Raw genomic sequence first — 26,163 nt, 5'->3', positions numbered from 1 at the left:
CAAGGCGCGGGGGCCGGCTGCGTCAGGCTGCCTCTTCGCGCTTGCCGAGGCGCTTGTCGAGGTACGTGTCCACCGTCTGGGTGAGTTCGTCGACGCGCCCGTCGAAGAAATGGTTCGCGCCCTCGACCATCTGATGCTCGATGATGACTCCCTTCTGGGTCTTCACCTTCTCGATCACCGGCATGACCTCGCGCGCCGGCGCCACCCGGTCCTCGGAGCCGTGGACGAACAGGCCGGACGACGGGCAGGGGGCCAGGAAGGTGAAGTCGTAGCGGTTCGCCATCGCGGCGATGGAGATGAAGCCCTCGATCTCGGGGCGGCGCATCAGCAGCTGCATGCCGATCCACGAGCCGAACGACACGCCGGCGATCCAGCAGGACTTCGCTTCGGGATTGACCGACTGCACCCAGTCGAGCGCGGCCGCCGCGTCGGACAGCTCACCCGAGCCGTGGTCGAAGGCGCCCTGGCTGCGGCCGACGCCGCGGAAGTTGAAGCGCAGGGCCGCGAAGCCGCGATTGGCGAACGTGTAGAAGAGGTTATACACGATCTGGTTGTTCATCGTGCCCCCGAATTGCGGATGCGGGTGCAGGATGATGGCGATCGGCGCGCCGCGCTTCTTGGGGGCTTGGTATCGACCTTCCAGGCGGCCGGCAGGGCCGGTGAAGATGACTTCGGGCATCGCTCGTCTCTCACGCTCGGGATCGTCCAACAGCGACCGGCGCGACAGCCTTGACTCATCGCGCCCGCACCATAAAAGCGGTCTTAGAACAGTTCTAGTCGATTAGAACAGTTCTAAAGAAGCAGCTCGATGCATCGTGTCGGCTGTCGCGCCGGCCACTCTCGGTCGGCAGGATCTCATTCTCTCGGCGCGCCTTAGCACGGCGAGCGGGTGCGCGGGCAAGGAATTGTGACGCGCCGCAGCAGAGGCTTCGACGGAACACGGATGAGCCGGGCACGCGCCTATCTCGACTACAACGCAACCGCCCCGGTTCGTCCGGCCGTCGCGGCGGCGGTCGCGCGCGCGCTCACGCTCCCCGGAAATCCCTCCTCGATCCACGCGGAGGGTCGCGCCGCCAGGGCCGCGCTGGAGGAAGCCCGTGCGCGGGTGGCCGAGCTCGTGAACGTCCGCCCCGAGCAGGTGATCTTCACCAGCGGGGGGACCGAAGCGGCGAATGCCGTCCTGTCGGGCGATCTGCGGCGGCGCGGTCTGCCGCCCCCCGCGCGGCTCCTCCACACGGCGACGGAGCACCCCTGCGTCGCGGCGGGCCATCGGTTCCCGGACGGGGCCGTGGAGGAGGTGCCAGTCACCGCGGACGGCGTGATCGACTGCGCCTCGCTGGAGACGCGCCTCGCGGCACTGGCGGACCAGCCCCTCCTCCTCTCGGTCCACGCCGCCAACAACGAGACCGGCGCGGTTCAGCCGCTGGCCGACGTGGCCGCCCTGGCGCGGGCGCACGGCCGGACGCTGATCCACAGCGACGCCGTGCAGGCGGCCGGCAAAATCCCCCTCGACATGCCGGCGCTCGGCCTCGACGCGCTGACCCTGTCGGGGCACAAGTTCGCGGCGCCGAAGGGCGTCGGCGCCCTGGTGCTCGCGGAGGGCGTCACCCTGGAGACCGCCTTCCTGCGCGGCGGCGGCCAGGAGCGCCGGCAGCGCTGCGGCACCGAGTGCCTGCCGGCGATCGTCGGCATGGGCGAGGCGGCCCGGATCGCCCGCGCGACCCTCGATCGGGAGGCCGCCCGCCTGTCGGACCTGCGCGACCGGATCGAGGCCGGCGTGCGGGCCCTCGCGCCCGACGCCGTGGTGTTCGCCGCCGGCGCCCCGCGCCTGCCCAACACGCTCAGCGTCGCGGTCCCGGGGCTGGACGGCCCCGCGGCCCTGATCGTTCTGGACCTCGCCGGCGTGGCGGTGTCGTCGGGCTCGGCCTGCTCGTCCGGCAAGGTCGCGCGGTCGGCCACGCTCGCCGCGATGGGCGTCGCGGCGGACCTCGCAGGAGGAGCACTGCGCGTCAGCCTCGGCTGGAACACGGTGGACGCGGATGCGGCATGCTTCCTCGACGCCTTCGAACGGGCCTTGCAGCCCCTATATAAACGGCGAGGACAGGCGGCCTGAGGGCCGCTACCCCCGCTTTCCGAGAGACGCTTCCCGGTCCTTGACGCCGGAGATGCCTAGGAGACGCTGATGCCTGCTGTGCAGGAAACCATTGACCGGGTCCGCTCGATCGACCTCGACCAGTACAAGTACGGGTTCGAGACCACCATCGAGATGGAGAAGTCCGAGAAGGGCATCTCCGAGGACGTCGTCCGCTTCATCTCGGCCAAGAAGAACGAGCCCGCTTGGCTGCTGGAGTGGCGCCTCGACGCCTATCGGCGTTGGCTGACCATGCAGGAGCCGGAATGGGCGCGCGTCTCCTACGACAAGGTCAACTACAACGACATCTACTACTATGCGGCGCCCAAGCGCCCGGCGGCGATGTCCCTCGATGAGATCGACCCCGAGATCCTGAAGACCTACGAGAAGCTGGGCATTCCCCTGCGCGAGGTCGAGGTGCTGGAAGGCATCGCGCCGGAGCGCCGGGTCGCGGTCGACGCAGTGTTCGATTCGGTCTCGGTGGCCACCACCTTCAAGAAGGAACTGTCGAAGGCCGGCGTGATCTTCATGCCGATCTCCGAGGCCGTGCAGGAATATCCCGAGCTCGTGCAGAAGTATCTCGGCTCCGTCGTGCCGGCGACCGACAACTTCTTCGCGACGCTGAACTCGGCCGTGTTCTCGGACGGTTCGTTCGTCTACATCCCGCCGGGCGTCCGCTGCCCGATGGAATTGTCGACCTATTTCCGCATCAACGAGCGCGACACCGGCCAGTTCGAGCGCACGCTGATCATCGCCGACAAGGGCTCCTACGTCTCGTACCTGGAGGGCTGCACCGCCCCGAAGCGCGACGACAACCAGCTCCACGCCGCGGTGGTCGAGCTGGTCGCCCTGGATGACGCCGAGATCAAGTACTCGACCGTCCAGAACTGGTACCCGGGCGACAACGACGGCAAGGGTGGCATCTACAACTTCGTGACCAAGCGCGGCGATTGCCGCGGGGCCCGCTCGAAGATCTCGTGGACGCAGGTCGAGACCGGCTCGGCGATCACGTGGAAGTATCCGTCCTGCATCCTGCGCGGTGACGATTCCCGCGGCGAGTTCTACTCGATCGCGGTGTCGAACGGCATGCAGCAGGTGGATTCCGGCACCAAGATGATCCATCTCGGCAAGAACACGACGAGCCGGATCATCTCGAAGGGTATCTCGGCCGGCCGCTCGCAGAACACCTATCGCGGCCTCGTCTCGGCCCACCGGAAGGCCTCCAACGCCCGCAACTTCACGAACTGCGATTCCCTGCTGATCGGCGACCAGTGCGGGGCGCACACCGTGCCCTACATCGAGTCGAAGAACGCTTCGGCGGTGTTCGAGCACGAGGCGACCACCTCGAAAATCTCCGAGGACCAGAAGTTCTACTGCCAGCAGCGCGGCCTCTCCGAGGAGGAGGCGACCGCGCTCATCGTCAACGGCTTCGTCCGGGACGTGCTGCAGCAGTTGCCGATGGAGTTCGCCGTGGAGGCCCAGAAGCTGATCTCGATCAGCCTGGAAGGCTCGGTGGGCTGACCGCCTGGGCCGATACGACGACGACCTGCTGCGCGCGGCCCATCGGCACGGCGCGCGGCACGCCGACGAGGTCGGGAGCAGCGTCCTGTGCGGATGCTTCTTCTGCCTCGCGGTCTTCGCGCCGGACGAGATCGCGGGCTGGATCGCCGATGACGGCACCGCCCTCTGTCCCCGGTGCGGCATCGACGCGGTGATCGGCGACCTCTCCGGCTATCCGGTCGGGACCGCCGCGCTCCTGCGGGCGATGCGGGACGAATGGTTTTGAAGGACTTGGACTGACATGCTGGAAATCAAGAACCTCGTCGTGCAGATCGAGGACAACCGCATCCTGAACGGCCTGAACCTGACCGTGAACGACGGCGAGGTCGCCGCCATCATGGGGCCGAACGGCTCGGGCAAGTCGACCCTCTCCTACGTGATCGCCGGCAAGGAGGACTACGAGGTCCTCGACGGCGAGATCCTGCTCGACGGGCAGAACGTGCTGGAGATGGCCGCCGACGAGCGCGCCGCGGCCGGCATCTTCCTCGCCTTCCAGTACCCGCTGGAGATCCCCGGCGTCGGCACCATGACGTTCCTGAAGGCTTGCCTCAACGCTCAGCGCAAGGCGCGCGGCGAGGCGGAGCTGTCGACCCCGGACTTCATCCGCGCGGTGAACGGCGCGGCCGACAAGCTTGAGATCAACAAGGAGATGCTCAAGCGCGCCCTCAACGTCGGCTTCTCCGGCGGCGAGAAGAAGCGCATGGAGATCCTTCAGATGGCGCTGCTCCAGCCGAAGTTCTGCGTGCTCGACGAGACCGATTCCGGCCTCGACATCGACGCCCTGCGCATCGTCTCGGAGGGGGTGAATGCGCTCCGGGACCAGGGCCGTTCCTTCCTGGTCATCACCCACTACCAGCGGCTGCTCAACCACATCGTGCCCGACACCGTGCACGTCATGTCGAAGGGCCAGATCGTGAAGACCGGCGGCAAGGATCTCGCCCTCGAGCTTGAGGCGTCCGGCTACGCCGAGTACCGCACCGGCGAGGCGGCCTGAGCCATGGCCGACGTCACAAACCTCCGCTCCCCCGCCGAGGCCGGCCTGTCGAAGCTGTTCGAGACGGCGCGCCGGAGCTTCGCCAGCGACACGACGATCGCCCGCGAGGAGGCGTTCCGCTTCTTCGAGGCGACCGGCCTGCCGAGCCGCCGGGTGGAGGCGTTCAAGTACACCGATCTGCGCGCCGCGATCACCGACGTCGCCCCGCCCGCCGAGGCACCGAGCCTCGACGCCGCCAGGGCCGCCGTGGCGCGGGCCGTGGGGTTCGACGGGATCGAGGCCGCGCGCCTGACCTTCGTCAACGGTCATCTGGTCCGCGAACTGTCCGACCTCGCCGCGATACCCGACGGGGTCCGCGTGACGCCGCTGAACGAGGCGCTGACCAACGGTGACGTGGTCCTGGCGCAGCTCGCGCCCGTGCCGCAGGCCCGGGAGAACCCGGTCTATCAGCTGAACACGGCGTTCCTGGCGGATGGCGCGGTCATCTCGGTGGCCGCCGGCGCGAAGCCCGCGCGGCCGATCCATCTCCGCTTCGTCGGCTCGGGCGATGCGCCGTTCTCCACGGCGACCCGCGTGCTCGTCCAGCTCGGCGAAGGCGCGGAGTTCAGCCTGCTGGAGAGCCACGAGGGTCCGGACCAGCTCACCTGCCAGCCGAACGACGCCCTCGACGTCGTGGTCGGCCCGCAGGCGGTCTTCCGCCACACCCGCCTGAACAAGGAGGGCGATGCCACCATCGCCCTGTCGACCCTGTCGCTGAAGGTCGACACCGAAGCGCAGGTCGAGACCGTGAACCTCGTCACCGGGGCGGTGCTGTCGCGCCACCAGATCTACGTCCACGTCGCGGGCGACGACACCAACGTGGTGGTGAACGGCGCGGCCATGCTGCGCAACGGCCAGCTCGCCGACTCGACGCTGCTCGCCGACCACGCCGCGGTCGGCGGCGTCGGCCGCGAACAGTTCAAGTGGATCATCGACGGGGATGCCACCGGGGTGTTCCAGGGCAAGATCATCGTCCGTCAGGTCGCGCAGAAGACCGACGGCAAGATGAAGTCCGACTGCCTCCTCCTCACCGACGAGGGGCAGATGATGAACAAGCCGGAGTTGGAGATCTTCGCCGACGACGTCGCCTGCGGCCACGGAGCCACCTGCGGCGCGCCGGATCCTGACCTCCTGTTCTACCTGATGGCCCGCGGCCTGCCGCGCGCGATCGCCGAGAGCCTGCTGGTCCAGGCCTTCGTGGGCGAGGCTGTCGAGTCGGTCACGCACGAGGGCGCCCGCGCGGCGCTGATCGGCGAGATCGAGGCTTGGCTGCGGGCGCGCGGCTGACGACCCGGCCGGCCTCGCCAGGGACCGGCCGACACGCCGAACCCCACCCGTATCCTCGGATGCCCGCGCCTGCGGGCCTCGCAGGAGGGCCGGGGGATCGCAGCGCCAGTCAAAGGCCTCTTCGAGGCCCCCGCCTCACCCCGGCCCCTCGGGATGAGGCGGTCTTACGGGATCGGCGAACTCATCTGAAGGTCGCGACCATGAACGCACCCGTCCTCACCCCGGCCTACGACGTCGAGGCGATCCGCAGGGATTTCCCGATTTTGTCGCAGCAGGTCTACGGCAAGAAGCTGGTCTATCTCGACAACGCCGCCTCCGCGCAGAAGCCGAGGCAGGTGATCGACGCGATGGTCTCCTGCATGGAGACCGGCTACGCCAACGTCCATCGCGGCCTGCACTACATGGCGAATGCCGCGACCGAAGGGTTCGAGGGCGCGCGCGAGACCACCCGCCAGTTCCTCAACGCGGCCTCGACCGACGAGATCATCTTCACCCGCAACGCCACCGAGGCGTACAATCTCGTCGCCTCCACGATGGGTTGGGCCGGGCTGATCGGGGAGGGGGACGAGATCATCCTCTCGATCATGGAGCACCACTCCAACATCGTGCCCTGGCACTTCCTGCGCGAGCGCCGCGGCGCGGTGATCAAGTGGGCCCCGGTGGACGATGACGGCAACTTCCTGATCGAGGAATACGAGAAGCTGTTCTCGCCCCGCACCAAGATGGTGGCGATCACCCACATGTCGAACGTGCTGGGCACGGTGACGCCGGCCGCCGAGATCGTGCGCATCGCCCACGACCACGGCGTTCCGGTCCTGCTCGACGGGGCGCAGAGCTCCGTCCACCAGCCCGTCGACGTGCGGGCGCTGGACTGCGATTTCTTCGTCTTCACCGGTCACAAGGTCTACGGCCCGACCGGGATCGGCGTGCTGTACGGCAAGAAGAAATGGCTGGAGCGCCTGCCACCCTACCAGGGCGGCGGCGAGATGATCCGGACGGTGAGCGAGGACGCGATCACCTACAACGATCCGCCGCACCGGTTCGAGGCCGGAACACCGGCGATCATCGAGGCGGTGGGTCTCGGCGCCGCCCTCGAGTACATGATGTCGGTGGGGCGCGAGGCCATCGCGGCCCACGAGGCCAAGCTCACCGCGTACGCGCAGGAGCGGCTCGGGGCGATGAACGCGTTGCGGCTGATCGGGACCGCGCCCGGTAAGGGCGGCGTCATCGCCTTCGAGATGAAGGGGGCTCACGCCCACGACATCGCCACGGTGATCGACCGGCAGGGCGTCGCCGTGCGCGCCGGCACGCATTGCGCCATGCCCCTGCTGAACCGCTTCGGCGTGACCTCCACCTGCCGGGCCTCGTTCGGCCTCTACAACACGACGGCGGAGATCGACACCCTTGCCGAGGCCCTCGGCAAGGCAGAAATGCTGTTCACCTGATAGTCTGGTTGAAGCTGGTCCCGCCCGCGCGGGACCGGGGAGAGTGAAGCGATGACCACCGACGCCACCATCACGGGCGGCATGAACGCCCCCGCCGTCGCGGGCACCTCCGCGATCCCGCAGGCGGAGATGGACCGCCTGACGGACGACATCGTCGCGGCGCTCAAGAGCGTCTACGATCCCGAGATACCGGCCGACATCTACGAGCTCGGCCTCATCTACAAGGTCGACATCGACGACGACCGGAAGGTCGCCATCGACATGACGCTCACGGCCCCCGGCTGCCCGGTGGCGGGCGAGATGCCGGGCTGGGTCGAGAACGCCGTCGGCGCGGTGGCGGGCGTGCAGGCCTGCACGGTGACGATGGTGTTCGATCCGCCGTGGGATCAGAGCCGCATGTCCGACGAGGCCCGCGTCGCCCTCGACATGTGGTGAGCGGCATCGGCTGAGCGTGCGGCCGGCCCGTTCCGCGGGCGGCGGCGTCGACGCCATTGGGGCGAGCCGCGCAGGGGTCTCGAACCGGTCGATGACGGCCGTCGCCGGCTCGCCGGTTCAAGCCTGGCACGCCTCGTCCACGTGGAGGAGGGCACCAGGGTTTCGCGTCGCCGTCGGGATCGGGCGCGGGGCGGGTTGATGGCGGTCGTGATGCCGCTTGTGCTGCCGATCGATGCCGCTGGTCGAGGGTGCTTGGACGTCGACCGCGCCCATGCATCGGGTCCCATTCGCGCCGTCGCCCGAAGAATTCGTCCAGCGCGGTGCCGCGCATCGCGGGTTCGACCGCGGTGACTCGCCCGGGTACATCGGGATCTCGGGGCTGAGGCTGGAAAGACTTGACCGACGTCTCTGAAGACAAAGGATCGATGCGGCCTATAACAGCGTGGCTCAAAGGGTGCTGTCTTGAGGATGCAGCGATTGCGAGCTGCGGCTCTCTACGTAGCCGTTAAGGCCGCGCTAACCATGACGGCGCAGATCAGGTCTTGCCGCAGCGCTGCGGCGCCCTCCTGACGCAGTTGGTGAATTCGCATGGCTTCGGGCTACGTGCTGGCGGCGTTCCTCGAAACGACTGGGCTGATCGGTCTCGTGATCGCCACCCTCAAGATCCGCGCGGAGCGGCGGGCGAAGGCCGCCGAGCTCCGGTACTTCCTGCGCTCCGGTCAGATGCCGTCAGCGAGCGCCGCATCGATCGGATCGCATCGGGCACCCGGACGGCGCATCGCCGCGGTGACCGTCGCCCCGGTCCGGAGCCGGAACGCCGAGGCGCGTCAATCGAGCGCGCGCTCTGCCCTCAGCCGCGCCATCGCGCAGAGCGGGACAGCGTTGCGGACCGAATTCGGCACGCGTGTCAGCGCAGGATGACGTCGAGCCCACTGCCGAACAGCACCACGGCGCTGAGCGTGAGCATGAACTTCAGATCTTCGAGACGAGCGCTCACGATCAGATCCTCGTATTGGGCAGCGAGATCGCCGCTCCGATCACCCAAGAACATCGCATTAACGGAATTTCCGCGAGTCCTTTCAGCTTCTGTTAGGGATTTACCGACCGTTTCCGTTTGTTAAGGTTGCCGAAGGGTTAAGGACGCCGCAACGGCCTCCACCTCCGTCGAGAGAGTTCCAGACCATGGATCAAGGGCGGACCGGAACGATCCGACGCGGCTTCGACTGGATCTTCCGTGACAGGACCACGGGCGTCATCACCATCGCCCAATGGCCGAACCTGCCGCTCTGGCTGTTCGGCGGCCTCACCGTGGCCGCCTGGTTGGCCCGGGAAGCCGGGTCGCTCGCAACGTGGCTGACCATCGGAGCCGACCTGGCCCTGGCGTGGTGGGCACTCGACGAGGTGCTGCGCGGCGTGAATCCCTGGCGCCGGTTCCTCGGCGCTGCGACGCTCGCCGGACTGATCGCGCTCGTCGCTCTCCGTCGGTCAGCATAAAACGGGCGACGCGGATCGCACTACCCGCGATTGCATATTCCCGGACCAGAACGTCCGAGTACGGGCGCCATCCACCTCAAGACTGCTTTCGGACGGGCGCCTGGGCTTGATCCCGGATGTGCAGACTACTGGCGCGCCCCTGCGGCGCCGGGTCGAAACATAACGGTAGGTTGCACCATCCAAGAATTTGTGAATGGTCGCGCTTGGCATTGCGCTCGGCATCGGGCTGCGCGAAGCCGGCCAGCCGGACGCGCATGCGGGCGCCCGGCCGAAGGACTGGTGTTGAAGGCATCATGACCGACGTGGGAGGACCCGAGCCGAACACCGCCGCGGACGAGCGGGAGCGGCTGCTCGGACAGATCGCCGACGCGCTGAACATTCCCGTCGTGGCGTTCCGGAGCCGCGTATCCTGGGCGGACGGCGCATCGGGGCCGAGCGCTTCGGAATGCGCGGCGCTGCTCGCGGCGTTCTCCCGGATCGCCGACCCGGATCGCCGCAAGGCGTGCTTGGCGCTGGTGGAGCAGTTCGGAGACGGGTGACATCCAGGCGCTCGGCGGTGCGCTCGCACACACGGGACCCCTGAGCACCGCAGCGCGACATGCTATAGGGCCGCTCGCGACCGACGCGGCATGCGCCGTCCGAGCGACGGCGGCCCAGGCCGCGCTTGCCACCGCTGATCCCAGGCCCTGATGCCGATCATCTCCATCTCGAAGCTGTCGAAGACCTACACGTCGGGCTTCACCGCCCTGCGGGATATCGACCTCGCCATCGAGCGTGGCGAGATCTTCGCGTTGCTGGGTCCGAACGGCGCCGGCAAGTCGACCCTGATCAACATCGTCTGCGGCATCGTCACGCCGAGTTCCGGAACGGTGCTGGTCGACGGCCACGACATTGCGAGCGCGTACCGCGCGGCGCGGCGAGCCATCGGTCTCGTGCCGCAGGAACTGACCACCGACGCCTTCGAGACGGTGGTGAACACGGTCAGTTTCTCCCGCGGGCTGTTCGGGCTGACCCCGAACCCCGCCCATATCGAGCGGATCCTGCGGGCGCTGTCCCTCTGGGACAAGCGCAACAGCCGGCTGATGACCCTGTCGGGCGGCATGAAGCGCCGCGTGCTGATCGCCAAGGCGCTCTCCCACGAGCCGCGGGTGCTGTTCCTCGACGAGCCGACCGCGGGCGTCGACGTCGAGTTGCGCCAGGACATGTGGCGCCTCGTGCGCGACCTGCGCCAGCAGGGCGTCACCGTGATCCTCACCACCCACTACATCGAAGAAGCCGAGGAGATGGCCGACCGCATCGGCGTCATCCGCCGGGGCGAGATCATCCTGGTGGAGGAGAAGGCCGCGCTGATGCGCAAGCTCGGGCGCAAGCAGCTGACGCTGCATCTCCAGAAGCCGATCACGGCCGTCCCGCCGGATCTGTCGGATTACGAACTGGCGGTCGCCGGCGACGGCAGCGAGCTGGTCTACACCTACGACACGCGTGCCGAGCGCACCGGCATCACCGGCCTGCTCACCGGGCTGGCCGCGGCCGGCATCCGTTTCAACGATCTCCACACCGAGCAGAGTTCGCTGGAGGACATCTTCGTCGGCTTGGTCCGCGAGGAGAGGGCACAGGCATGAGTGCGGGCTTCAGCATGAACTGGCCCGCGGTCCGGGCCATCTACCTGTTCGAGATGGGCCGCTTCTGGCGGACGGCCGGGCAGAGCATCCTCGCGCCGGTGATCTCCACCACCCTGTACTTCGTGGTGTTCGGCGCGGCGATCGGCTCGCGGGTCTCGGCGGTCGACGGCGTGCCCTATGGGCTGTTCATCGTGCCCGGCCTGATCATGCTCTCGCTGCTCACCCAGAGCATCTCGAACGCCTCGTTCGGCATCTACTTCCCGCGGTTCGCGGGGACGATCTACGAGATCCTGTCGGCCCCGATCTCGCCGCTGGAGGTGGTGCTGGGCTTCGTCGGCGCGGCGGCCTCCAAGTCGATCCTGATCGGCCTGATCATCCTGGCGACGTCGGCCCTGTTCGTGCCGCTGCGGATCGACCACCCGCTGTGGATGATCGGCTTCCTGCTGCTCACCGCGGTGACCTTCAGCCTGTTCGGCTTCGTCATCGGCCTCTGGGCGGACGGCTTCGAGAAGCTGCAATTGGTGCCGCTCCTCGTCGTGACGCCCCTGACGTTCCTGGGCGGCAGCTTCTACGCCATCGGCATGCTGCCGCCGTTCTGGCACGCGGTCAGCCTGCTCAACCCGGTCGTGTACCTGATCAGCGGCTTCCGGTGGGCCTTCTTCGGCACCGCCGACGTCAGCATCGCGGTCAGCCTGGGCATGACCGCGCTGTTCCTGGTGATCTGCCTCGGCCTCGTCACCTACATCTTCCGAACGGGCTACCGGCTGAAGAGCTGACCGCTCAGGGCTGCGCGGCGAGGAAGGCCAGGACTCCGTCCCGGTGGGGCTTGGCGCCGACCGCCGTGGAGTGGTCCTTGCCCTCGATCTCCAGGGCACGCGCGTCCGGGATCAGGGCGGCGAGCGCCGGACCGGAACCCGCCACGGTGTCGAGGGTCCCGACCGAGACGAGGACCGGCACCTCGATCTGCCCGAGTTCGGCGCGGCTCAGGGTCTGGCGCGAGCCGCGCATGCAGGCCGCCAGCGCCCGCAGGTCGCTGCGGGTCTGCTCGGCGAACATGCGGAAGGCGGCGGCCGTGGGGTTCGGGGCCGGGGTCCCGGCGGGCGCCTCCAGGGCCTCGGCGATGCCGGAGGGCAGACCCTTTCCCTCGACGAGGTGCATCCCGAGACCGCCGATCAGGGCCGAGCGGACCCGGTCGGCGTGGTCCAGGGCGATGTGGGCGGTGATCCGGCCCCCCATGGAATAGCCCATGACATGGGCGCGCGCGATGCCGAGATGGTCGAGCAGCCGCACCGCGTCGCCCGCCATCGCCTCGGAGCTGTAGGCGGCCGGATCGTAGAGCTTCTCGCTCTCCCCGTGACCACGATTGTCCAGGGCGATCGCCCGGTATCCGGCCTGGGTCAGGGCCCGCACCCACTGCGTATTGACCCAGTTGACCGCGTGGTTCGACGCGAAGCCGTGGATCAGCAGGATCGGCGTGCCGGTTCCGTCCGTCGGCGGGACATCGATATAGGCGATCCGCACGCCGTCGGACTTGAAGGTCTCCATGCCGCGCAATCCATGCTCCGTAAGCTCGGTCACCCGCTTAGACCACGCGGACGCGCCGGGGCAACGCGGATCGATCCGCTTGCAGGGCGGGGCGCCGGCTGGCACACCGCGCCGGTCATGACGGACACGCAGCCCTACGGCACCTACGAACCGGCCGGCCTCGTGGCGGCGATCACCCGCCGCACGAACCGGATCCCGGCCGAATCCTGGTACGGGCGGCGCCTCGCGCTGTTCCTGCGCCGAATCGCGATCGCACGGCTCGGCGGCAAGCCCCTCGACGTGACCCGCTACGGCGCGCGGATGCGGCTGCATCCGTACAACAACAACTGCGAGAAGAAGGTGCTGTTCACCCCGCAGTTCTTCGATCCGGAGGAGCGCGCCCTTCTCGAAGCGCGCCTGCCGAAGGACTGCGTCTTCCTAGACATCGGCGCGAATATCGGCGCCTACGCCCTGTGCGTGGCCGCGTTCTCGGGCCCCGAGGCCCGGATCGTCGCCGTCGAGCCGCAGCCGGACGTGTTCGACCGCCTGACCTACAACATAGCCCAGAACCCGTTCCACACGGTCAAGGCGGTTGCCTGCGCGGTGGCCGACAAGGCGGGCGAGCTGACCCTGTTCATCGATCCCCGCAACCGCGGCGAGTCGAGCCTGCGCATCGTCGGCACCAACGAGGGCGCCCGGATCACCGTGCCCGCGGTGACGCTCCTCGACCTTCTCCACCGGGAAGGGCTCACCCGCGTCGATGCCGTCAAGCTCGACGTGGAGGGGGCCGAGGACCTGATCCTAGAGCCGTTCCTCCGGGAGGCGCCGGCCACGCTGCTGCCGCGCATCCTGTTGATCGAGAACGGCACCGGCCAGTGGCAGCTCGATCTGCCGCAGCACCTCGAAGGCTTCGGATACCGCGAGATCTCGCGCTCCCGGCTGAACCTGATGTTCGAGCGTGCGGCCGTCAGGCCGGCGTGATCACCGGGATCTCGTCCGCGACGGCGACCCCCTCCGGCCCGACGGCGCAGCGATAGGCGCGGACCTCCACGCCGGCCGCGCGGGCGTCTCGGAACGCCCGGTCGAAGACCGGGTCGATGTCGCGGGCGACGTCGAAGGCCTCCGCGCGCATCTGAACGACGATGACCACGAGCGCGCGGCCACCCTCGGCCACGACCTGGGCCAGATCCCGCATGTGACGGGCGCTGCGGGCGGCCTTGCAGTCCGGAAACTCCGCGAGGCCCGGCCGCCGCATCAGGTGGCAATTCTTGACCTCGACGTGGCAGGGGCCGGACGCGGCGCCGCTCGCCAGGAAATCGACCCGGCTCGCCTGCGCGTAGCGGACCTCCGGCCTCAGCGCGTCGTGACCGGCGAGCGCCGCGATGGCGCCGGCGTGGAAGGCTTCGGCCACCAGCGCGTTCGGGCGCAGGGTGTTGATGCCGACCCATTGCGGGCCACCCGGCAGCTCGGCCTGCACCAGCTCCCAGGTCATCGGCAGCTTGCGCGCCGGATTGGTCGCGCGGGACAGGAGCACCCGCGCGCCGGGCTCCTTCAGACCCAGCATCGCCCCGGGATTGGGGCAATGCGCGGTCACGCGGCCGTCATCGGTGTCGATGTCGGCCAGGAAGCGCTTGTAGCGCTGCACGAGCCGTCCCGGCACCAGAGGCGCGGCGAACTGCATCGGATCCTCGGGGTTCACGTAGTCGCGGGCTACGGTCGCGCTATCTGCCTGCCCGACCCGCCCGACACCAGAGTCCCATGAGCCAGCCCTCCGATTCCGTCACCGCCGCCATCCTCGTCATCGGCGATGAGATCCTCTCGGGTCGCACCAAGGACAAGAACATCGGTACGATCGCCGACTTCCTGACGGCCGCCGGGATCGACCTGCGCGAGGTGCGGATCGTGCCGGACGAAGCCGCCATGATCGTCGAGGCGGTCAACGTCCTGCGCGCCCGCTACACTCACCTGTTCACGACGGGCGGCATCGGCCCGACCCACGACGACATCACCGCCGATTGCGTGGCCCAGGCTTTCGGTGTCGGCGTCGACGTCGACGAGCGGGCGCGGGCCATGCTGCTGGAACGGCACAAGCCCGAGGACCTGAACGCGGCGCGCCTGCGCATGGCCCGGATCCCGTTCGGGGCCGACCTGATCGCCAACCCGGTCTCGAAGGCACCGGGCTTCCGCATCGGCAACGTTCACGTCATGGCCGGCGTGCCGAGCATCATGCAGGCGATGCTCGACTCGATCGCCCCGACCCTGAAGGGCGGTACCGCGATGATGTCCGAGACGATCGAAGCGGCGGGCCTGCCGGAGGGCAACTACGCCGGCGGTCTCGGCGAGATCGCCAAGGCGCGGCCCGCGGTCTCCATCGGCTCGTACCCGGCGATGACGCCGGAGGGGTTCCGCAACCGGATCGTCGTGCGCAGCCGGGATCCGCAGGCGCTCGCCGAGGCGTGCGACGCGGTCCGGGCCTTGCTGGCGCGCCTCTCCGCCTGAGGTTCGGACGTTGGGTCGCGGAGCGGAGTCAATGGTTCGGGACAAGGACAAGCGCGCCGACCCCATGGCTCGGCGCGATGCGCGCCTGAAGGAAGTGTCGGACGTCGGCCGGCCGGACGCCTACGTGCTCCACGAGGTCATCCGCCTGGGGGGCGACGAGGAACTGCGTCGACACGGTCTGGCTCTGTTCCTCTCGGCCTTCGCGGCCGGCCTCAGCATCGCCCTCTCGCTGATCGTGCCGGGGGTCCTCAGGAGTCACTTGCCCGAGGCCGAGTGGGCGAAGATCGTGAGTTCGATGGGCTACGCGGTCGGGTTCCTCGTGGTGGTGCTCGGACGCCAGCAACTCTTCACCGAGAACACCATCACGCCGGTCCTGCCGCTGCTGCACGACCGCTCGGTCAAGACCGCCCTGCGCGTCGTGCGACTGTGGGGGATCGTGCTGGCCGGAAACATCCTGGGGACGCTGGCCATCGCGGCGCTGCTGGCCCATTCCGGCGCCTTCGAGCCGCCGGTCCTCAAGGCCTTCGCGGATATCAGCCACGACGCCATCGCGCATGAATTCTGGGCGACGCTCATCAAGGCGGTCTTCGCCGGCTGGATGATCGCCCTCATGGTCTGGTTCCTGCCCGCCACGGCCAGCGCGGCGCCGTTCGTGATCCTGCTGATGACGTGGCTGGTCTCGCTCTGCAGCCTCGCCCACGTCGTGGCCGGCTCGGTGGAAGCCTTCTACCTGGTGGTCACCGGCGCGGCCTCGCTGCACGATTACGCGTGGAAGTTCTTCCTGCCGACCCTCCTGGGCAACACCTTCGGCGGCGTCGCACTGGTGGCGGTGCTCAATTACGGTCAAGTCGCCCCCGAGGTGGAGGAGACCAAGGCCGTGGAGGGTGATCGCACCGACTGACGCCGCGACCCCTCGCCAGAACCGGCCGCGCCGGTGCCGCGCGCCGCCGTCGATGCGGCAGGCCGGAAGGCGTCGCCTCAGTCGAGCCGCACCGCCGGACTGATCAGGTGATCGAGGTCGTCGAGCACCCACGTCATCGTCCCGCGCAGCGGACCGTACAGGCCGAGCTGGTGCTGCCGGTAGAGGAGGTCATGGGTGAGGCGGGCCGACAGGCCGTTGAGGCGCCCGCCGCCGAAGGTGTAGCGGCCGAGCGTGCCCCAGCCGTTGAAATCCGCGAGGGAGACGATGGCGCCCTTCTCGACATAGCGGAACGGCGGCAGCGTCGATCCGACGGCGTCGCCGCGGGCGAGGGCGCGGCCGAGGTGGCGCGCGAGGTGCTGGGCCATCTGTCGGGCCGCCTGAGCCGTGGCCGGAACGGACCGCCCGGTTTCCGGCTCCGTCAGGCTGGCACAATCGCCGAGGGCGACGATGGCCGGATCGCGGGTGGTGCGCAGGTCACGGCCGACCACGAGTTGCCCGGTCCGCGAGCGATCCAGACCGTCGAGGTCGGCGAGCACGTCGGGCGCCTTCACGCCGGCCGCCCAGACCTTGAGTCCGGCCGAGATGTGGCTGCCGTCCTTCAGCGCGAAGCCACCGGCATCCGCGCCGGTCACCATCGCGTCCGTCCGGACCTCGACCGCGAGGTCGGACAGGGTGCGGCCGGCAGCCCGCGACACCCTCTCGGGAAAGGCGGGCAGAAGGCGCGGACCGCTCTCGATCAGGGTCAGGCGCAGGCGCTGCGGCAGATCCGGCGATCCGTAGGCCGACAGCAGGTTGATGGCGTGCTTCAGCTCGGCGGCCAGCTCGACGCCCGTTGCGCCACCGCCCACGATGGCGATCTCCAGCACCCCCCCGTGGTCGAGCCGCGCCAGCAGATGACAGCGGAGCTGACAGTGGAAATGCTCGGCCTCGGTCAGGTCATCGATGGTGAGGCAATGTTCGGCCACGCCCGGCGTGCCGAAATCGTTGGCGCGGCTGCCGATGGCGAGGACGAGCAGGTCGTACGGGAGATCGACGACCGGCCGTCCCTCCGCCGCCTCGACGGCGAGGCGGACGCGCTTCGCCCGCCGGTCGATCCCGACCAGGGCGCCGGGCTGGAAGCGGAAACCGTTGCGGCGCGCCTGCGCGAAGAAATCCACCTTCTGCCGGTCGGCCCGGGCGGTACCGGCCGCGAAGGTGTGAAGCATCGGCTTCCAGACATGGGACAGGCTGCGATCCGCGAGGATCACGTCGGCCCGGCCCCCGCGTCCCAGGCTGGTGGCCACCTCGATCCCGGCGACGCCGCCGCCGACGATCACGATCCGCGCCCTGTCCGCCGTATCCGCCATGCCGTCTCCGCATCCCCACGGGTCGGGAACGCCGCTCGGGGCACCGATGTTCGCCCGGGCGATCACGGAGCGGCTCCGGCATGGCGCGGGGAGCCGAAAAGGACATCCCGTCATGAAAAAAGCCGCCCGGGGGCGGCTTTCTCGAACCTCGCGGCGTCGCCAGGAGAAATCAGGACCGCAGGCGGGTCCGGACCTCACCGAGGCTGGCGCGGATCAGGCCTTGGGCGGCGTCACCCTGCATCCGCTCGCGCAGGATCGTCTCCGACACCTTCACGGCCGCCTCCGCGGCAGCGGCACGGACCTGCGCCTCGGCCTGGGCCTCGGCCTGGGCGATCTTGGTCTCGGCGGCTTTGGTGCGCCGGGCCAGGAAATCGTCGAGCTTGCGATGACCCTCCTCGGCGGCCCGATGGGCCTCCTCGCGGGCGCTGGCGACGATCGACTCGGCCTCCTTCTCGGCCTCGGCGCGGCGGCGCTTGTAATCGGCCAGCACGGCGGCCGCTTCCTCGCGCAGGCGCTTCGCCTCGTCGAGTTCGTGGCGGACGCGCTTGGCGCGCCCGTCCAGACCATTGGTCATCGCCGAGAAGCCGCCGACCTTCCAGGCGATGCCCATGAAGATGACGAACGCGACGGCGACCCAGAATTCGGCTTCGAGCAGCATCGGGGTTCCCGTCTAGTGTGCGGTGGCGTCGAGGGCGCGATCGAGGCTGGCCCGGTCAGGAGCCTGACCGGTGAGCCGCTCGACGATCGCCGTGGCGGCCTCGCCCGCGATGGAGCGGACGTTGCCCATGGCGCTCTCCGTGCGCGTGCGGATCGTCGCCTCGGAAGCGGAGAGCTTGGCGTTCAGCTCCTCCTCGAGCGCCTTGCGCTTGACCTCGGCCTCGGCGGCCAGCTCGTTGCGGGTGGTCTGCGCGATGTCGCGCGCCTTGCCCTGGGCTGTCCGGAGGGCGGTCTCGAAGGCAACGCCGGCGGCATCCGCCTCGGCCTTCATCGCCTGCGCCTGATCCAGGTCGGCACGCAGGCGCTCGGCGCGGGCATGCAGGATCGACTGGATCCGCGGCAGCGCGATCTTGTCCATCAGGTAGTAGAGGAGCCCGAAGGCCAGCGCGAGCCAGATCAGCTGCGCGAGAAAGCCCGAAGTCTCGAAGGGCGGAAAGGCGCCGGAATGCGCTTCCGCGTGCTCGGTATGGCCCGGCACGATCTTCGTGTCGGCGCCCGAGGGCGGCGTGGTGAGGGGATTGGGCTGCGCCATGAGACCGCTACACTGACACCGTTCGCTGAGGTCACCGCCGGCGCGGCGACCGAAGAAGGCGGACGCTCCTCGCGGGAGCGCCCACCCGTTCGTCGGGCGAAGGCCCGGGGAGACCGCGGGTCCGCGGTCTCCGACGCCGATCAGACGGCGAAGAGCAGCAGCAGCGCGATCAGCAGCGAGAAGATGCCGAGCGCCTCGGTGAGGGCGAAGCCCAGGAGGAGGGTGGCGCGCTGGCCGTCGGCCGCGGACGGGTTGCGAAGGGCGCCGGCGAGGAACTGACCGAACAGGTTGCCGAGGCCGATGCCCGCACCCGCCATGCCGAGGCAAGCGAGGCCGGCGCCGATGTACTTCGCAGCGACGGGATCCATGATAACTCCTGAGGTCTCTTCAGATCGAAACGTGCGGTGACGTTTGCGGCGGGTGGAGCCGGCCGGGATTAATGGCCGGGGTGAAGGGCATCGTTGAGGTAGATCGCCGTCAGCGTCGCGAAGACGTAGGCCTGAAGCGCCGCGACGAGGAACTCGAGAGCGGTCAGCGCGATCGTCAGGAACAGCGGAAGCGGCGATAGCACGCTCCAGGCACCCGCGAGAAGAAGCTGAACCACGAAGAACGCGAAGATCTTCATCGCGATATGGCCGGCCAGCATGTTGGCGAACAGACGGACCGACAGGCTGATCGGGCGCGAGATGAAGGAGATGACCTCGATCGGCACCAGGATCGCGAGCAGCGGCTTCGGCACGCCTGACGGCACGAACAGGCCGAAGAAGTGGATGCCGTGCTTCATCACGCCGAAGATCACCACCGTGGAGATCACCAGGGCCGCGAGGCCGAAGGTGACGATCAGGTGGCTGGTCACCGCGAAGGCGTAGGGGATCATCCCGAACAGGTTCAGGACGAGCACGAACATGAACAGCGAGAAGACCAGCGGCAGGAACCGCCTGCCGCCGTCGCCGGTGGCCTGGTGCACGGTGTCGGCGATGAATTCGTAGAAGATCTCGGCCAGCGACTGCATGCGGCCCGGCACCACGGAGCGGGACGCGGTCGCCACGATGGTGATCAGCGCGATCACCCCGACGGCCGCGAACATGTAGAGGGCCGACTGCGTGAACGCGAGCTGCTGATGGCCGATATGGCCGAGCGACACGAGCGGCTTCAGCTCGAATTGATGGATCGGGTCGATCGTGACCGCCATTCCCGCTTCCGCCCTTCTTGTTCGGCGCACCGGCATCGCCGGCCGCCCAGATCCCTCTGGACCGGCGTGCCTTACGGCTCCTGCCGGTCGCGTCGTTCCGGACGCGCGCCGGAGAAACCCGACACCCGCATCACGTTGTAGACCCCCGCGACGAACCCCAGCATGAGGAGGACGATCAGGCCCCAGGGCTTCGTCCCGAAGACATGGTCGACGATCCAGCCGAGTATGCCCCCCGCGATCACGCCCGCGACGAACTCCGTGGAGAGCGTCATGGCCTGGCCCAGCGAGGATGGCCCGCCGTTCCGAGCGCGCGTGGAAGGATCGGGAGCGGCCTGCGGCCGCTTCCGTTCGATCTGCGTCTCGAGACGTCTGAGCCTCGCGGAGAGTTCGCTGTCCGTCGGCGTCTGCTCGGTCCCTTTCCCGTCCCTTGGGTCGTCGCCGTTCACGGCTCAAAACTCATCGGGCAGGAGGATCTGGAACCGGCTGGACACCCCCAGCAAGCGCGGCGCACCATAGTTTCGCCTATCTTGAGTGTCAAGGCGAACTCCATACACGATAAGTCTTTGATTTTGAGTTGGTATTTCAGGTTGGAGCGCCACGCTGGACCGGTGCTCCGCGCATGTCTCCGAACAGTCGCTCAGGCGCCCAGAATGGGCTTGATCACCTTCTCCATGCCCTCGACCGTCATCTCGCCGGTGTAACGCTCACCGTTGATGAAGAAGGTCGGGGTGGAGTCGACCTTGAACACGTCGAGCCCGCGCTGCTTCACGGCGTTGACCGCGCTGTAGACCTTCTGGTCCTTCAGGCACGCCTCGAAGGTCTGCTTGTTGTAGCCGGCCTGACGGAGCATCTGCTCCAGCGCGTCCACAGGCTTCGGGGTGAAGGCCCAGGCCGGCTGCTGGTCGAACAGCAGGTCGGTGATCGGATAATACTTGGACTCGCCCTCGCAGCGCGCCAGCATGAAGGCCGCGGTCGCCAGCGGGTCGAGGGGGAATTCGCGCAGGGTGAACCGCACCTTTCCCGTATCGATGTAGCGCTCCTTCAGGGTCGGCCACGTGTTCTTGTGGAAGGCCGCGCAGTGCGAGCAGGTCATCGAGGCGTACTCGATGATGGTGCATTTGGCATCCGCCGGTCCGAGCCAGACGTCACCGAGGGGACCCGGCTGGAGCAGCGCGGCGGTGTCGATGCCCTCGGCGCGGGCGCCGCGAACGAGGGCCGGCAGGGCGATGCCGGCGCCGATGGCAAGGCCGGAGAACTTGAGAGCGTCGCGTCGCGTCGTCATCGGGCAGGCTCCGCCGGAATGGACCGTCATGGCGTTTCGATGCCGGTACTCGGGCGCGGGCTTCCTGGCAAGGTGACCGAATCGTCCCGTTCACCGGTCCGGGCGCGAGGCCACGGCCGCGGTGCCGAGGCGGTCGAGGGCGGCGCGCAGATTGTCGTCAGCGATGCCCGCCACGGCGCGCTGGACCTCGACGGCGCGCGCCGGATCGATCCGGGCGGGCGCGGCAGCACGGCCGCCCCGCCCGACCCGGTCCTGCTGCAGCACGATGCGGGACACGCAGGCCCAGCCGTAATGGGCGTTGATCCGCTGGATCACCACCGGTGCGAGGTGCTGCAGCTCGATGGCGAAGACGCCTTCGACCCGCACCACCAGGGTGCCGGATTCGGGGGTGCCGGCGTCCTTCCGCCGTCGCTTCGGCCATTCGAGCTTCGACGGACGGCAGTAGCGGGCGAGCCGCTCGCCGACGATCTCCGGCCAAGCGGCCAGGATGTCGGTCGAGGCGAAGCCCTGCGCCGCGAAGGCCGGCCCGATGCAACCCTCGATCAGTTCGGCCAGCGGTTTGACGCGCGCCATGATGGTTCCGGCCCAGTGGATCCGCGGAGGTTAGCGCAGGATGGTTGACGAAGGGAGGACGCGCCGGCGGTTTCGTCGCCCTATGATCGCCGCCGCCCTCCGGCTATGCAGCGGCAGCCCGGTCGACCAGCCCATGCCGCCCCTCACAGCCACGGATTCCAAGCCCGGTCCCGGACCGTGCGCCGACGACCTGCTCGCCTGGTACGACCGGCATCGGCGGGTGCTGCCCTGGCGGGCGCTGGCCGGAGAGGTGCCCGACCCCTACCGGGTCTGGCTCTCCGAGGTGATGCTGCAGCAGACCACGATCGCCGCGGTGCGCCCGTATTTCGAGCGCTTCCTGACGCGTTTCCCCGACGTGTTCACCCTCGCCGCAGCCCCCGAGGAGGCGGTGATGTCGGCTTGGGCCGGACTCGGCTACTATTCCCGCGCCCGCAATCTCCACGCCTGCGCGCGGGCCGTCGCGGCTTCGGGCGGTCGCTTCCCCGACACCGCCGACGGCCTGCGCAAGCTGCCGGGGATCGGCGCCTACACGGCCGGGGCCATCGCGGCGATCGCCTTCGAGCGACCGGAGGCCGCCGTCGACGGCAACGTCGAGCGGGTGCTGAGCCGGGCCTACGCGGTCGATGCCCCCCTGCCGGGCAGTCGCCCGGAGATCCGCAGGCTGACGCAGGCCCTCGTCCCGGAAAGCCGACCGGGCGACTTCGCGCAGGCGCTGATGGACCTCGGCGCGACGATCTGCACGCCGAAGCGCCCCGCCTGCGCGCTCTGCCCGTGGATGCGGCCGTGCCGCGCCCGGTCGCTCGGCACGCAGGAGACGTTCCCGCGCAAGATCCGGGTGGCGAAGGGCGCGCTGCGCCGCGGTGCCGCCTTCGTGGCGATCCGCAGCGGCGACGAGGCGGTGCTGCTGCGGACGCGCCCACCGGAGGGACTACTCGGCAACATGGCGGAGCCGCCGGGCAGCGCCTGGGAGCCGGATTATGACGTCGCCGCAGCCCTGCTGGACGCGCCGCTCGACGCGCGCTGGAAGCGCCTGCCGGGCATGGTCCGCCACGGCTTCACGCATTTCCCCCTGGAACTGACCGTGTTTGCGGCGCGGGTGGCGCTCTCGACGCCCGCACCGGCCGGCATGCGCTTCACGCCCCGCTCCGGCCTCGCCGAGGAGCCGCTGCCCGGCCTGATGCGGAAGGTTCTGGCCCACGCCTTCGATCCCAAGGTGGAGCCCGAGAAGAAGCCGCGCGGTCGCCCGAAGAAGGAGCCGCCGCCGATGCCGCTGCTGGCGGCCCTGGAGGCGCAGGTGTCGATACCGGATCCCGATCCGCGGCCGAGCGTGCGGGCCGTCCCGAAGCCTCGGCCGAGGCCGGCGCCGGCGCCGCCGCCGGAGGTGGACGATGTGCTGGATGAGGAGGCCGCCCCCCCCATGACGGCACGGCCGGGACCGCCTGTGCGCCGATCCGGGGCGGCGCGGAAACGGTAGAGCCGTCCCGCACCGCACGCACGCTGGCTGCAGACGGAGGACGTCGTCGCCCTCGCAGCAAGATCGTGATCGGTGTTCCGGAGCGCGGCGGAGGCCGCGGCTGGCACTCCCGTGGGATCTGCCGGCGTCGGCGCCTCGGGACGGATTCAGGGTGAACCGATGGCGTCCGGGACCCTGGGGCCCGGAGCGCGGCGACGGATCGCGGGCTCAGCCGTTCGCCATCGCCTGCCGCAGGCCGGCCCGGTAGGAGTCGATCACCACCGGCTTGCCGCCGCGTTCCACGTGCCAGAACGTCCAGCCGTTGCAGGCCGGCAGGCCCTGAACCAGGGCACCGATCTTGTGGATCGAGCCGATGACGAGGCCGTTGTCGAGCTGTCCGTCCGGACGCACCGTGGCGCGGTACCGGCGGCGCTCGTCGGTCACGGTCTCGCCGGGCCGGATGTGCCCCGCCTCGATGACCGACAGGAACGGCACCCGCGGCTCGGCGCGCTTGGTCGGCGCCACCATGAGGGCCGCCTTCGACAGGGTCTCCACCGCCGCGATCCGCTCGCGCGCAGCTTCCGCGTAGAGCGTCTCCCGCTCGATGCCGATGAAGCGGCGGCCGAGGCGCTTGGCCACGGCTCCGGTCGTGCCGGTACCGAAGAAAGGATCGAGGACGACGTCGCCGGGATTGGTCGCGGCCAGCAGGGTCCGGGCGAGCAGCGCCTCGGGCTTCTGGGTCGGGTGAACCTTCCGGCCTGCGGCATCCTTCAGCCGCTCTTCGCCGGTGCAGAGGGGGATGAACCAGTCGGAGCGCATCTGGAGGTCCTCGTTGCCTCCTTTCAGCGCCTCGTAATGGAAGGTGTAACCCTTCGACTCCGCCGAGCGCGAAGCCCAGATCAGGGTTTCATGGGCATTGGTAAACCGCTTGCCGCGGAAATTCGGCATCGGGTTGGCCTTGCGCCAGACGATGTCGTTCAGGATCCAGTAACCGAGATCCTGCAACGCGCTCCCGACCCGGAAGATGTTGTGGTAAGACCCGATCACCCAGAGGGTCGCGTTCGGCTTCATCACGCGGCGGCAGGCCGCGAGCCAGTCCCGCGTGAAGGTGTCGTAGGCTTCGAAGGTCGCGAATTTGTCCCAGTCGTCGTCGACGGCGTCGACGCGGCTCTGGTCGGGACGCAGCAGGCCGGCTTCGCCGAGCTGAAGGTTGTACGGCGGGTCGGCGAACACACAGTCGACGCTCGACGCCGGAAGGGCGTTCATGGCGGCGATGCAATCCCCGACCAGCACTTGGTCGAGGGGCAGGGAACGCTGGGCGGGTACGAGACCCATCCGTGGCGCCGACGCGGGCCGCCCGGCACGCGAGACCTGATTCCGGGCGACGGCGTCGGCAGCCACGGTACGCGGGGAAGCCATGGCAAACACCGGTTACGCGACTGACCGGCAGACCATGCCCCCGGTACGGTAAAGGTCGCGTTGTCGGATTTCAGCGCCGGGCGTCCCGTTCTGGGGCTGCAGTTTTTGCCGGGCCGGGAACCGATGATCCACCCATCGATTAATCGACCCTGTCGCCGAGCCGGGTGAGTGGCGGCGCGGGTCGATGCGGCGGGCCACCCCGCAGCGCCGCGAGACGCCAAGGCGGCCGACCCGCAACGAATGCCGGAAACCAATCCCCGATCCCCGCAATCCGAGCGTTCCGCGTCCACCTGAGCGGGAAGCAGGGTCACACCCAGCGCAAGGCTTGGGAATTTCAGCCTATAACCTGTCTTCCTCGGCTGAGACGCCGAAAAGCTTTGAAATGACGCGCCTCGACTTGCAGGCAAGTATTTACGAGATCTGACAGAAATTTTCCGCAACAATTGCGCATGTAATCAGCACGCGTCGAAAAATCGCGCCTTTAATGCGACCTCGACCGTACGCCAAGACCGGCCTTATTCCGGCCGATTTCGGAAACGACTGGCGCCGTCCCGAAAAAACAAGGGAATGCGTTCAGAATGTCGTTTGGTTTCGGAAAGCTCGTCGTTTCGCTCGGAATGCTGACCACCGTCCTCGGGACCTCCCTCCCAGCCTTCGCACAGAGCGGGGCGGCCTCCTGGTACGGCAGCGGCCACCGCACCGCGAACGGCGAACATTTCAACCCCAACGGAATGACCGCCGCCCATCGGAGCCTGCCCTTCGGCACCCGGGTCCGCGTCGAGAACCAGCGGACCGGCCGCTCCGTGATCGTGCGCATCAACGACCGGGGTCCGTTCGTGCGCGGCCGCATCATCGACCTGTCCCGCGGCTCGGCTCGCGCCCTCGGCATGGGCGGCACGACCTACGTTTCCCTGCACGTCCTGAACTGACGCCACGGCACGCGGACGGCCCTGCTCCCGACGGACAGGGCCGTCACGAGGCGTTGTCTGCGGCATCCGGAGGCACCATCTGCTGCCAGGTTCAGCCCGGATCAACCGCATGCCCAAGCCTCTCATCGTCGACATCCCGCACGACCTCGGCCGCGACGAGGCCAAGCGGCGCCTCGAGCACGGGACCGATCAGGCGCGGGCCTTCCTGGCCAAGAGCGGGATCACGGTGGACCAGCTCGCCTGGACGGGCGATCGCCTCGATTTCGGCGTGTCGGCGGTGGCCCAGAAGATCGCCGGCACGATCGACGTGGGAGCCGAGAGCGTTCGCCTGGAGGTGAAGCTGCCGTTCCTGCTCGCCCTGTTCGCCGAGAAGATCCAGAAAGTGGCGAGCAAGGAGGGCAACCTCCTGCTGACCAAGAAGTAGCGGTTCGGAACCGGAACGCGGGGACCTTGTTTCCGCCGGACCGGTGCGGCCGCGCACCGTCGGTCTCGCGGAGGATAACGGTGTTCCAGTTCACGCTCGCCGATCCGGGGCAGGTCCCCGAGGTGCCGCCGCAGCCGGTCCCGGCACCGGACCGGCCCTACGAACCCCCGCAGGCGCCGACGCAGCCCCCGGGACCCGAGATCCCCGGGAACACCCCCTCCGAGTCCCCCGGCATCCAACCGCCGGAGATCCCGGTGAACGACCCGGGTGCGCCGGAGATCAGCCCCCCGACCGGGCCGGCCAACCCGATCGCCTGAGCCGGTACGACCTGACCGGGGCGGTGC

At 68.9% G+C, this 26,163-nt stretch carries 30 protein-coding genes; 18 read left to right on the top strand and 12 right to left on the bottom strand.

What is annotated here, in order from left to right:
• Nucleotides 1–22: 22 nt before the first annotated feature.
• Complete coding sequence (locus tag MKK82_RS11985; RefSeq protein WP_238289993.1) at nucleotides 23–679, bottom strand: alpha/beta hydrolase; 657 nt, start codon at nucleotides 677–679, stop codon at nucleotides 23–25.
• 264 nt (nucleotides 680–943) lie between these two features.
• Here MKK82_RS11985 and MKK82_RS11980 point away from each other — a divergent pair, with 264 nt between their 5' ends.
• The 11 genes from MKK82_RS11980 (at nucleotide 944) to MKK82_RS11930 (ending at nucleotide 11,783) form a co-directional block, all read left to right on the top strand.
• A complete protein-coding gene (locus tag MKK82_RS11980; protein WP_243985835.1) occupies nucleotides 944–2,113 on the top strand; it encodes a cysteine desulfurase family protein in 1,170 nt (389 codons plus the stop codon).
• A gap of 69 nt (nucleotides 2,114–2,182) precedes the next feature.
• A complete protein-coding gene (gene sufB / locus MKK82_RS11975; protein ID WP_238289991.1) occupies nucleotides 2,183–3,652 on the top strand; it encodes a Fe-S cluster assembly protein SufB in 1,470 nt (489 codons plus the stop codon).
• A 280-nt stretch (nucleotides 3,653–3,932) separates the two neighbouring features.
• Nucleotides 3,933–4,685, top strand: coding sequence for a Fe-S cluster assembly ATPase SufC (gene sufC / locus MKK82_RS11970; RefSeq protein WP_149310456.1), 753 nt, complete (start codon nucleotides 3,933–3,935; stop codon nucleotides 4,683–4,685).
• Between the two features lie 3 nt (nucleotides 4,686–4,688).
• Nucleotides 4,689–6,011 (top strand): SufB/SufD family protein, encoded by a 1,323-nt coding sequence (locus tag MKK82_RS11965; RefSeq protein ID WP_238289990.1) that lies wholly within the window; start codon nucleotides 4,689–4,691, stop codon nucleotides 6,009–6,011.
• Nucleotides 6,012–6,211: 200 nt separating this feature from the next.
• Complete coding sequence (locus MKK82_RS11960; protein ID WP_238289989.1) at nucleotides 6,212–7,456, top strand: cysteine desulfurase; 1,245 nt, start codon at nucleotides 6,212–6,214, stop codon at nucleotides 7,454–7,456.
• 51 nt (nucleotides 7,457–7,507) lie between these two features.
• A complete protein-coding gene (locus MKK82_RS11955; RefSeq protein WP_238289988.1) occupies nucleotides 7,508–7,891 on the top strand; it encodes an SUF system Fe-S cluster assembly protein in 384 nt (127 codons plus the stop codon).
• Between the two features lie 588 nt (nucleotides 7,892–8,479).
• Nucleotides 8,480–8,812: a hypothetical protein gene (locus tag MKK82_RS11950; protein WP_238289986.1), complete on the top strand. Its 333-nt coding sequence runs from the start codon at nucleotides 8,480–8,482 to the stop codon at nucleotides 8,810–8,812.
• A gap of 261 nt (nucleotides 8,813–9,073) precedes the next feature.
• Nucleotides 9,074–9,385 (top strand): hypothetical protein, encoded by a 312-nt coding sequence (locus MKK82_RS11945; protein WP_238289985.1) that lies wholly within the window; start codon nucleotides 9,074–9,076, stop codon nucleotides 9,383–9,385.
• Between the two features lie 293 nt (nucleotides 9,386–9,678).
• Complete coding sequence (locus MKK82_RS11940; RefSeq protein WP_238289984.1) at nucleotides 9,679–9,924, top strand: hypothetical protein; 246 nt, start codon at nucleotides 9,679–9,681, stop codon at nucleotides 9,922–9,924.
• Nucleotides 9,925–10,071: 147 nt separating this feature from the next.
• Nucleotides 10,072–11,007 carry an ABC transporter ATP-binding protein gene (locus MKK82_RS11935; protein ID WP_238290056.1) on the top strand — a complete coding sequence of 312 codons (936 nt, stop codon included), beginning with the start codon at nucleotides 10,072–10,074 and terminating at the stop codon, nucleotides 11,005–11,007.
• Nucleotides 11,008–11,021: 14 nt separating this feature from the next.
• Nucleotides 11,022–11,783: an ABC transporter permease gene (locus tag MKK82_RS11930; protein ID WP_238290055.1), complete on the top strand. Its 762-nt coding sequence runs from the start codon at nucleotides 11,022–11,024 to the stop codon at nucleotides 11,781–11,783.
• A 4-nt stretch (nucleotides 11,784–11,787) separates the two neighbouring features.
• Here MKK82_RS11930 and MKK82_RS11925 read toward each other — a convergent pair whose 3' ends face one another.
• Nucleotides 11,788–12,552, bottom strand: a complete 765-nt coding sequence (locus MKK82_RS11925; protein ID WP_243985838.1) for an alpha/beta fold hydrolase — start codon at nucleotides 12,550–12,552, stop codon at nucleotides 11,788–11,790.
• A 117-nt stretch (nucleotides 12,553–12,669) separates the two neighbouring features.
• On the opposite strand from MKK82_RS11925, the gene MKK82_RS11920 reads away from it, so the two are divergent.
• Nucleotides 12,670–13,512 carry an FkbM family methyltransferase gene (locus tag MKK82_RS11920; RefSeq protein WP_243985833.1) on the top strand — a complete coding sequence of 281 codons (843 nt, stop codon included), beginning with the start codon at nucleotides 12,670–12,672 and terminating at the stop codon, nucleotides 13,510–13,512.
• On the opposite strand, the gene sfsA is transcribed toward MKK82_RS11920, so the two are convergent.
• Nucleotides 13,499–14,212 (bottom strand): DNA/RNA nuclease SfsA, encoded by a 714-nt coding sequence (gene sfsA, locus MKK82_RS11915; RefSeq protein ID WP_238289982.1) that lies wholly within the window; start codon nucleotides 14,210–14,212, stop codon nucleotides 13,499–13,501. The genes MKK82_RS11920 and sfsA overlap by 14 nt on opposite strands.
• Before the next feature lie 77 nt (nucleotides 14,213–14,289).
• Between sfsA and MKK82_RS11910 the strand changes: the two genes are divergently transcribed.
• Together MKK82_RS11910 and MKK82_RS11905 are read left to right on the top strand one after the other, a co-directional pair.
• Nucleotides 14,290–15,030 carry a competence/damage-inducible protein A gene (locus MKK82_RS11910; protein ID WP_238289981.1) on the top strand — a complete coding sequence of 247 codons (741 nt, stop codon included), beginning with the start codon at nucleotides 14,290–14,292 and terminating at the stop codon, nucleotides 15,028–15,030.
• Nucleotides 15,031–15,061: 31 nt separating this feature from the next.
• Entirely contained in the window at nucleotides 15,062–15,931 is an 870-nt protein-coding gene (locus tag MKK82_RS11905; RefSeq protein ID WP_238289980.1) for a formate/nitrite transporter family protein, read from the top strand.
• Nucleotides 15,932–16,008: 77 nt separating this feature from the next.
• Here MKK82_RS11905 and MKK82_RS11900 read toward each other — a convergent pair whose 3' ends face one another.
• The 8 genes from MKK82_RS11900 to MKK82_RS11865 form a co-directional block, all read right to left on the bottom strand.
• Nucleotides 16,009–17,298: an NAD(P)/FAD-dependent oxidoreductase gene (locus tag MKK82_RS11900; RefSeq protein ID WP_238289979.1), complete on the bottom strand. Its 1,290-nt coding sequence runs from the start codon at nucleotides 17,296–17,298 to the stop codon at nucleotides 16,009–16,011.
• Nucleotides 17,299–17,467: 169 nt separating this feature from the next.
• Nucleotides 17,468–17,953, bottom strand: a complete 486-nt coding sequence (locus MKK82_RS11895) for an ATP F0F1 synthase subunit B (protein ID WP_238290052.1) — start codon at nucleotides 17,951–17,953, stop codon at nucleotides 17,468–17,470.
• 15 nt (nucleotides 17,954–17,968) lie between these two features.
• Nucleotides 17,969–18,547 carry a F0F1 ATP synthase subunit B' gene (locus tag MKK82_RS11890; protein ID WP_238289978.1) on the bottom strand — a complete coding sequence of 193 codons (579 nt, stop codon included), beginning with the start codon at nucleotides 18,545–18,547 and terminating at the stop codon, nucleotides 17,969–17,971.
• 140 nt (nucleotides 18,548–18,687) lie between these two features.
• Nucleotides 18,688–18,915 (bottom strand): F0F1 ATP synthase subunit C, encoded by a 228-nt coding sequence (locus MKK82_RS11885; RefSeq protein ID WP_007566773.1) that lies wholly within the window; start codon nucleotides 18,913–18,915, stop codon nucleotides 18,688–18,690.
• Between the two features lie 68 nt (nucleotides 18,916–18,983).
• Nucleotides 18,984–19,739 (bottom strand): F0F1 ATP synthase subunit A, encoded by a 756-nt coding sequence (locus tag MKK82_RS11880; RefSeq protein ID WP_243985831.1) that lies wholly within the window; start codon nucleotides 19,737–19,739, stop codon nucleotides 18,984–18,986.
• A gap of 71 nt (nucleotides 19,740–19,810) precedes the next feature.
• Nucleotides 19,811–20,185 carry an AtpZ/AtpI family protein gene (locus MKK82_RS11875; protein ID WP_243985830.1) on the bottom strand — a complete coding sequence of 125 codons (375 nt, stop codon included), beginning with the start codon at nucleotides 20,183–20,185 and terminating at the stop codon, nucleotides 19,811–19,813.
• Nucleotides 20,186–20,376: 191 nt separating this feature from the next.
• Entirely contained in the window at nucleotides 20,377–21,021 is a 645-nt protein-coding gene (locus tag MKK82_RS11870) for a DsbA family protein (protein ID WP_238289974.1), read from the bottom strand.
• Between the two features lie 90 nt (nucleotides 21,022–21,111).
• Entirely contained in the window at nucleotides 21,112–21,594 is a 483-nt protein-coding gene (locus MKK82_RS11865) for a DUF721 domain-containing protein (protein WP_238289972.1), read from the bottom strand.
• Nucleotides 21,595–21,727: 133 nt separating this feature from the next.
• Here MKK82_RS11865 and mutY point away from each other — a divergent pair, with 133 nt between their 5' ends.
• On the top strand, nucleotides 21,728–23,068 hold the full coding sequence (gene mutY, locus MKK82_RS11860) for an A/G-specific adenine glycosylase (RefSeq protein ID WP_238289971.1): 1,341 nt from the start codon (nucleotides 21,728–21,730) through the stop codon (nucleotides 23,066–23,068).
• Nucleotides 23,069–23,275: 207 nt separating this feature from the next.
• Here the strand turns inward: mutY and MKK82_RS11855 are convergent, their stop codons facing one another.
• Nucleotides 23,276–24,466, bottom strand: coding sequence for a site-specific DNA-methyltransferase (locus tag MKK82_RS11855; RefSeq protein ID WP_279602948.1), 1,191 nt, complete (start codon nucleotides 24,464–24,466; stop codon nucleotides 23,276–23,278).
• Nucleotides 24,467–25,083: 617 nt separating this feature from the next.
• Between MKK82_RS11855 and MKK82_RS11850 the strand changes: the two genes are divergently transcribed.
• From MKK82_RS11850 to MKK82_RS11840, 3 genes are all read left to right on the top strand, one after another.
• Nucleotides 25,084–25,395: a septal ring lytic transglycosylase RlpA family protein gene (locus MKK82_RS11850; RefSeq protein WP_373323352.1), complete on the top strand. Its 312-nt coding sequence runs from the start codon at nucleotides 25,084–25,086 to the stop codon at nucleotides 25,393–25,395.
• A gap of 109 nt (nucleotides 25,396–25,504) precedes the next feature.
• On the top strand, nucleotides 25,505–25,819 hold the full coding sequence (locus tag MKK82_RS11845; protein WP_012317725.1) for a polyhydroxyalkanoic acid system family protein: 315 nt from the start codon (nucleotides 25,505–25,507) through the stop codon (nucleotides 25,817–25,819).
• A gap of 80 nt (nucleotides 25,820–25,899) precedes the next feature.
• Complete coding sequence (locus MKK82_RS11840; protein WP_238289967.1) at nucleotides 25,900–26,136, top strand: hypothetical protein; 237 nt, start codon at nucleotides 25,900–25,902, stop codon at nucleotides 26,134–26,136.
• Nucleotides 26,137–26,163 lie beyond the last annotated feature (27 nt).

Source organism: Methylobacterium sp. E-046 (assembly GCF_022829625.1).
GTDB lineage: Bacteria > Pseudomonadota > Alphaproteobacteria > Rhizobiales > Beijerinckiaceae > Methylobacterium > Methylobacterium longum.
Note: the sequence above shows the minus strand (reverse complement) of the source record. Positions and strands in the feature narration are given on the sequence as shown.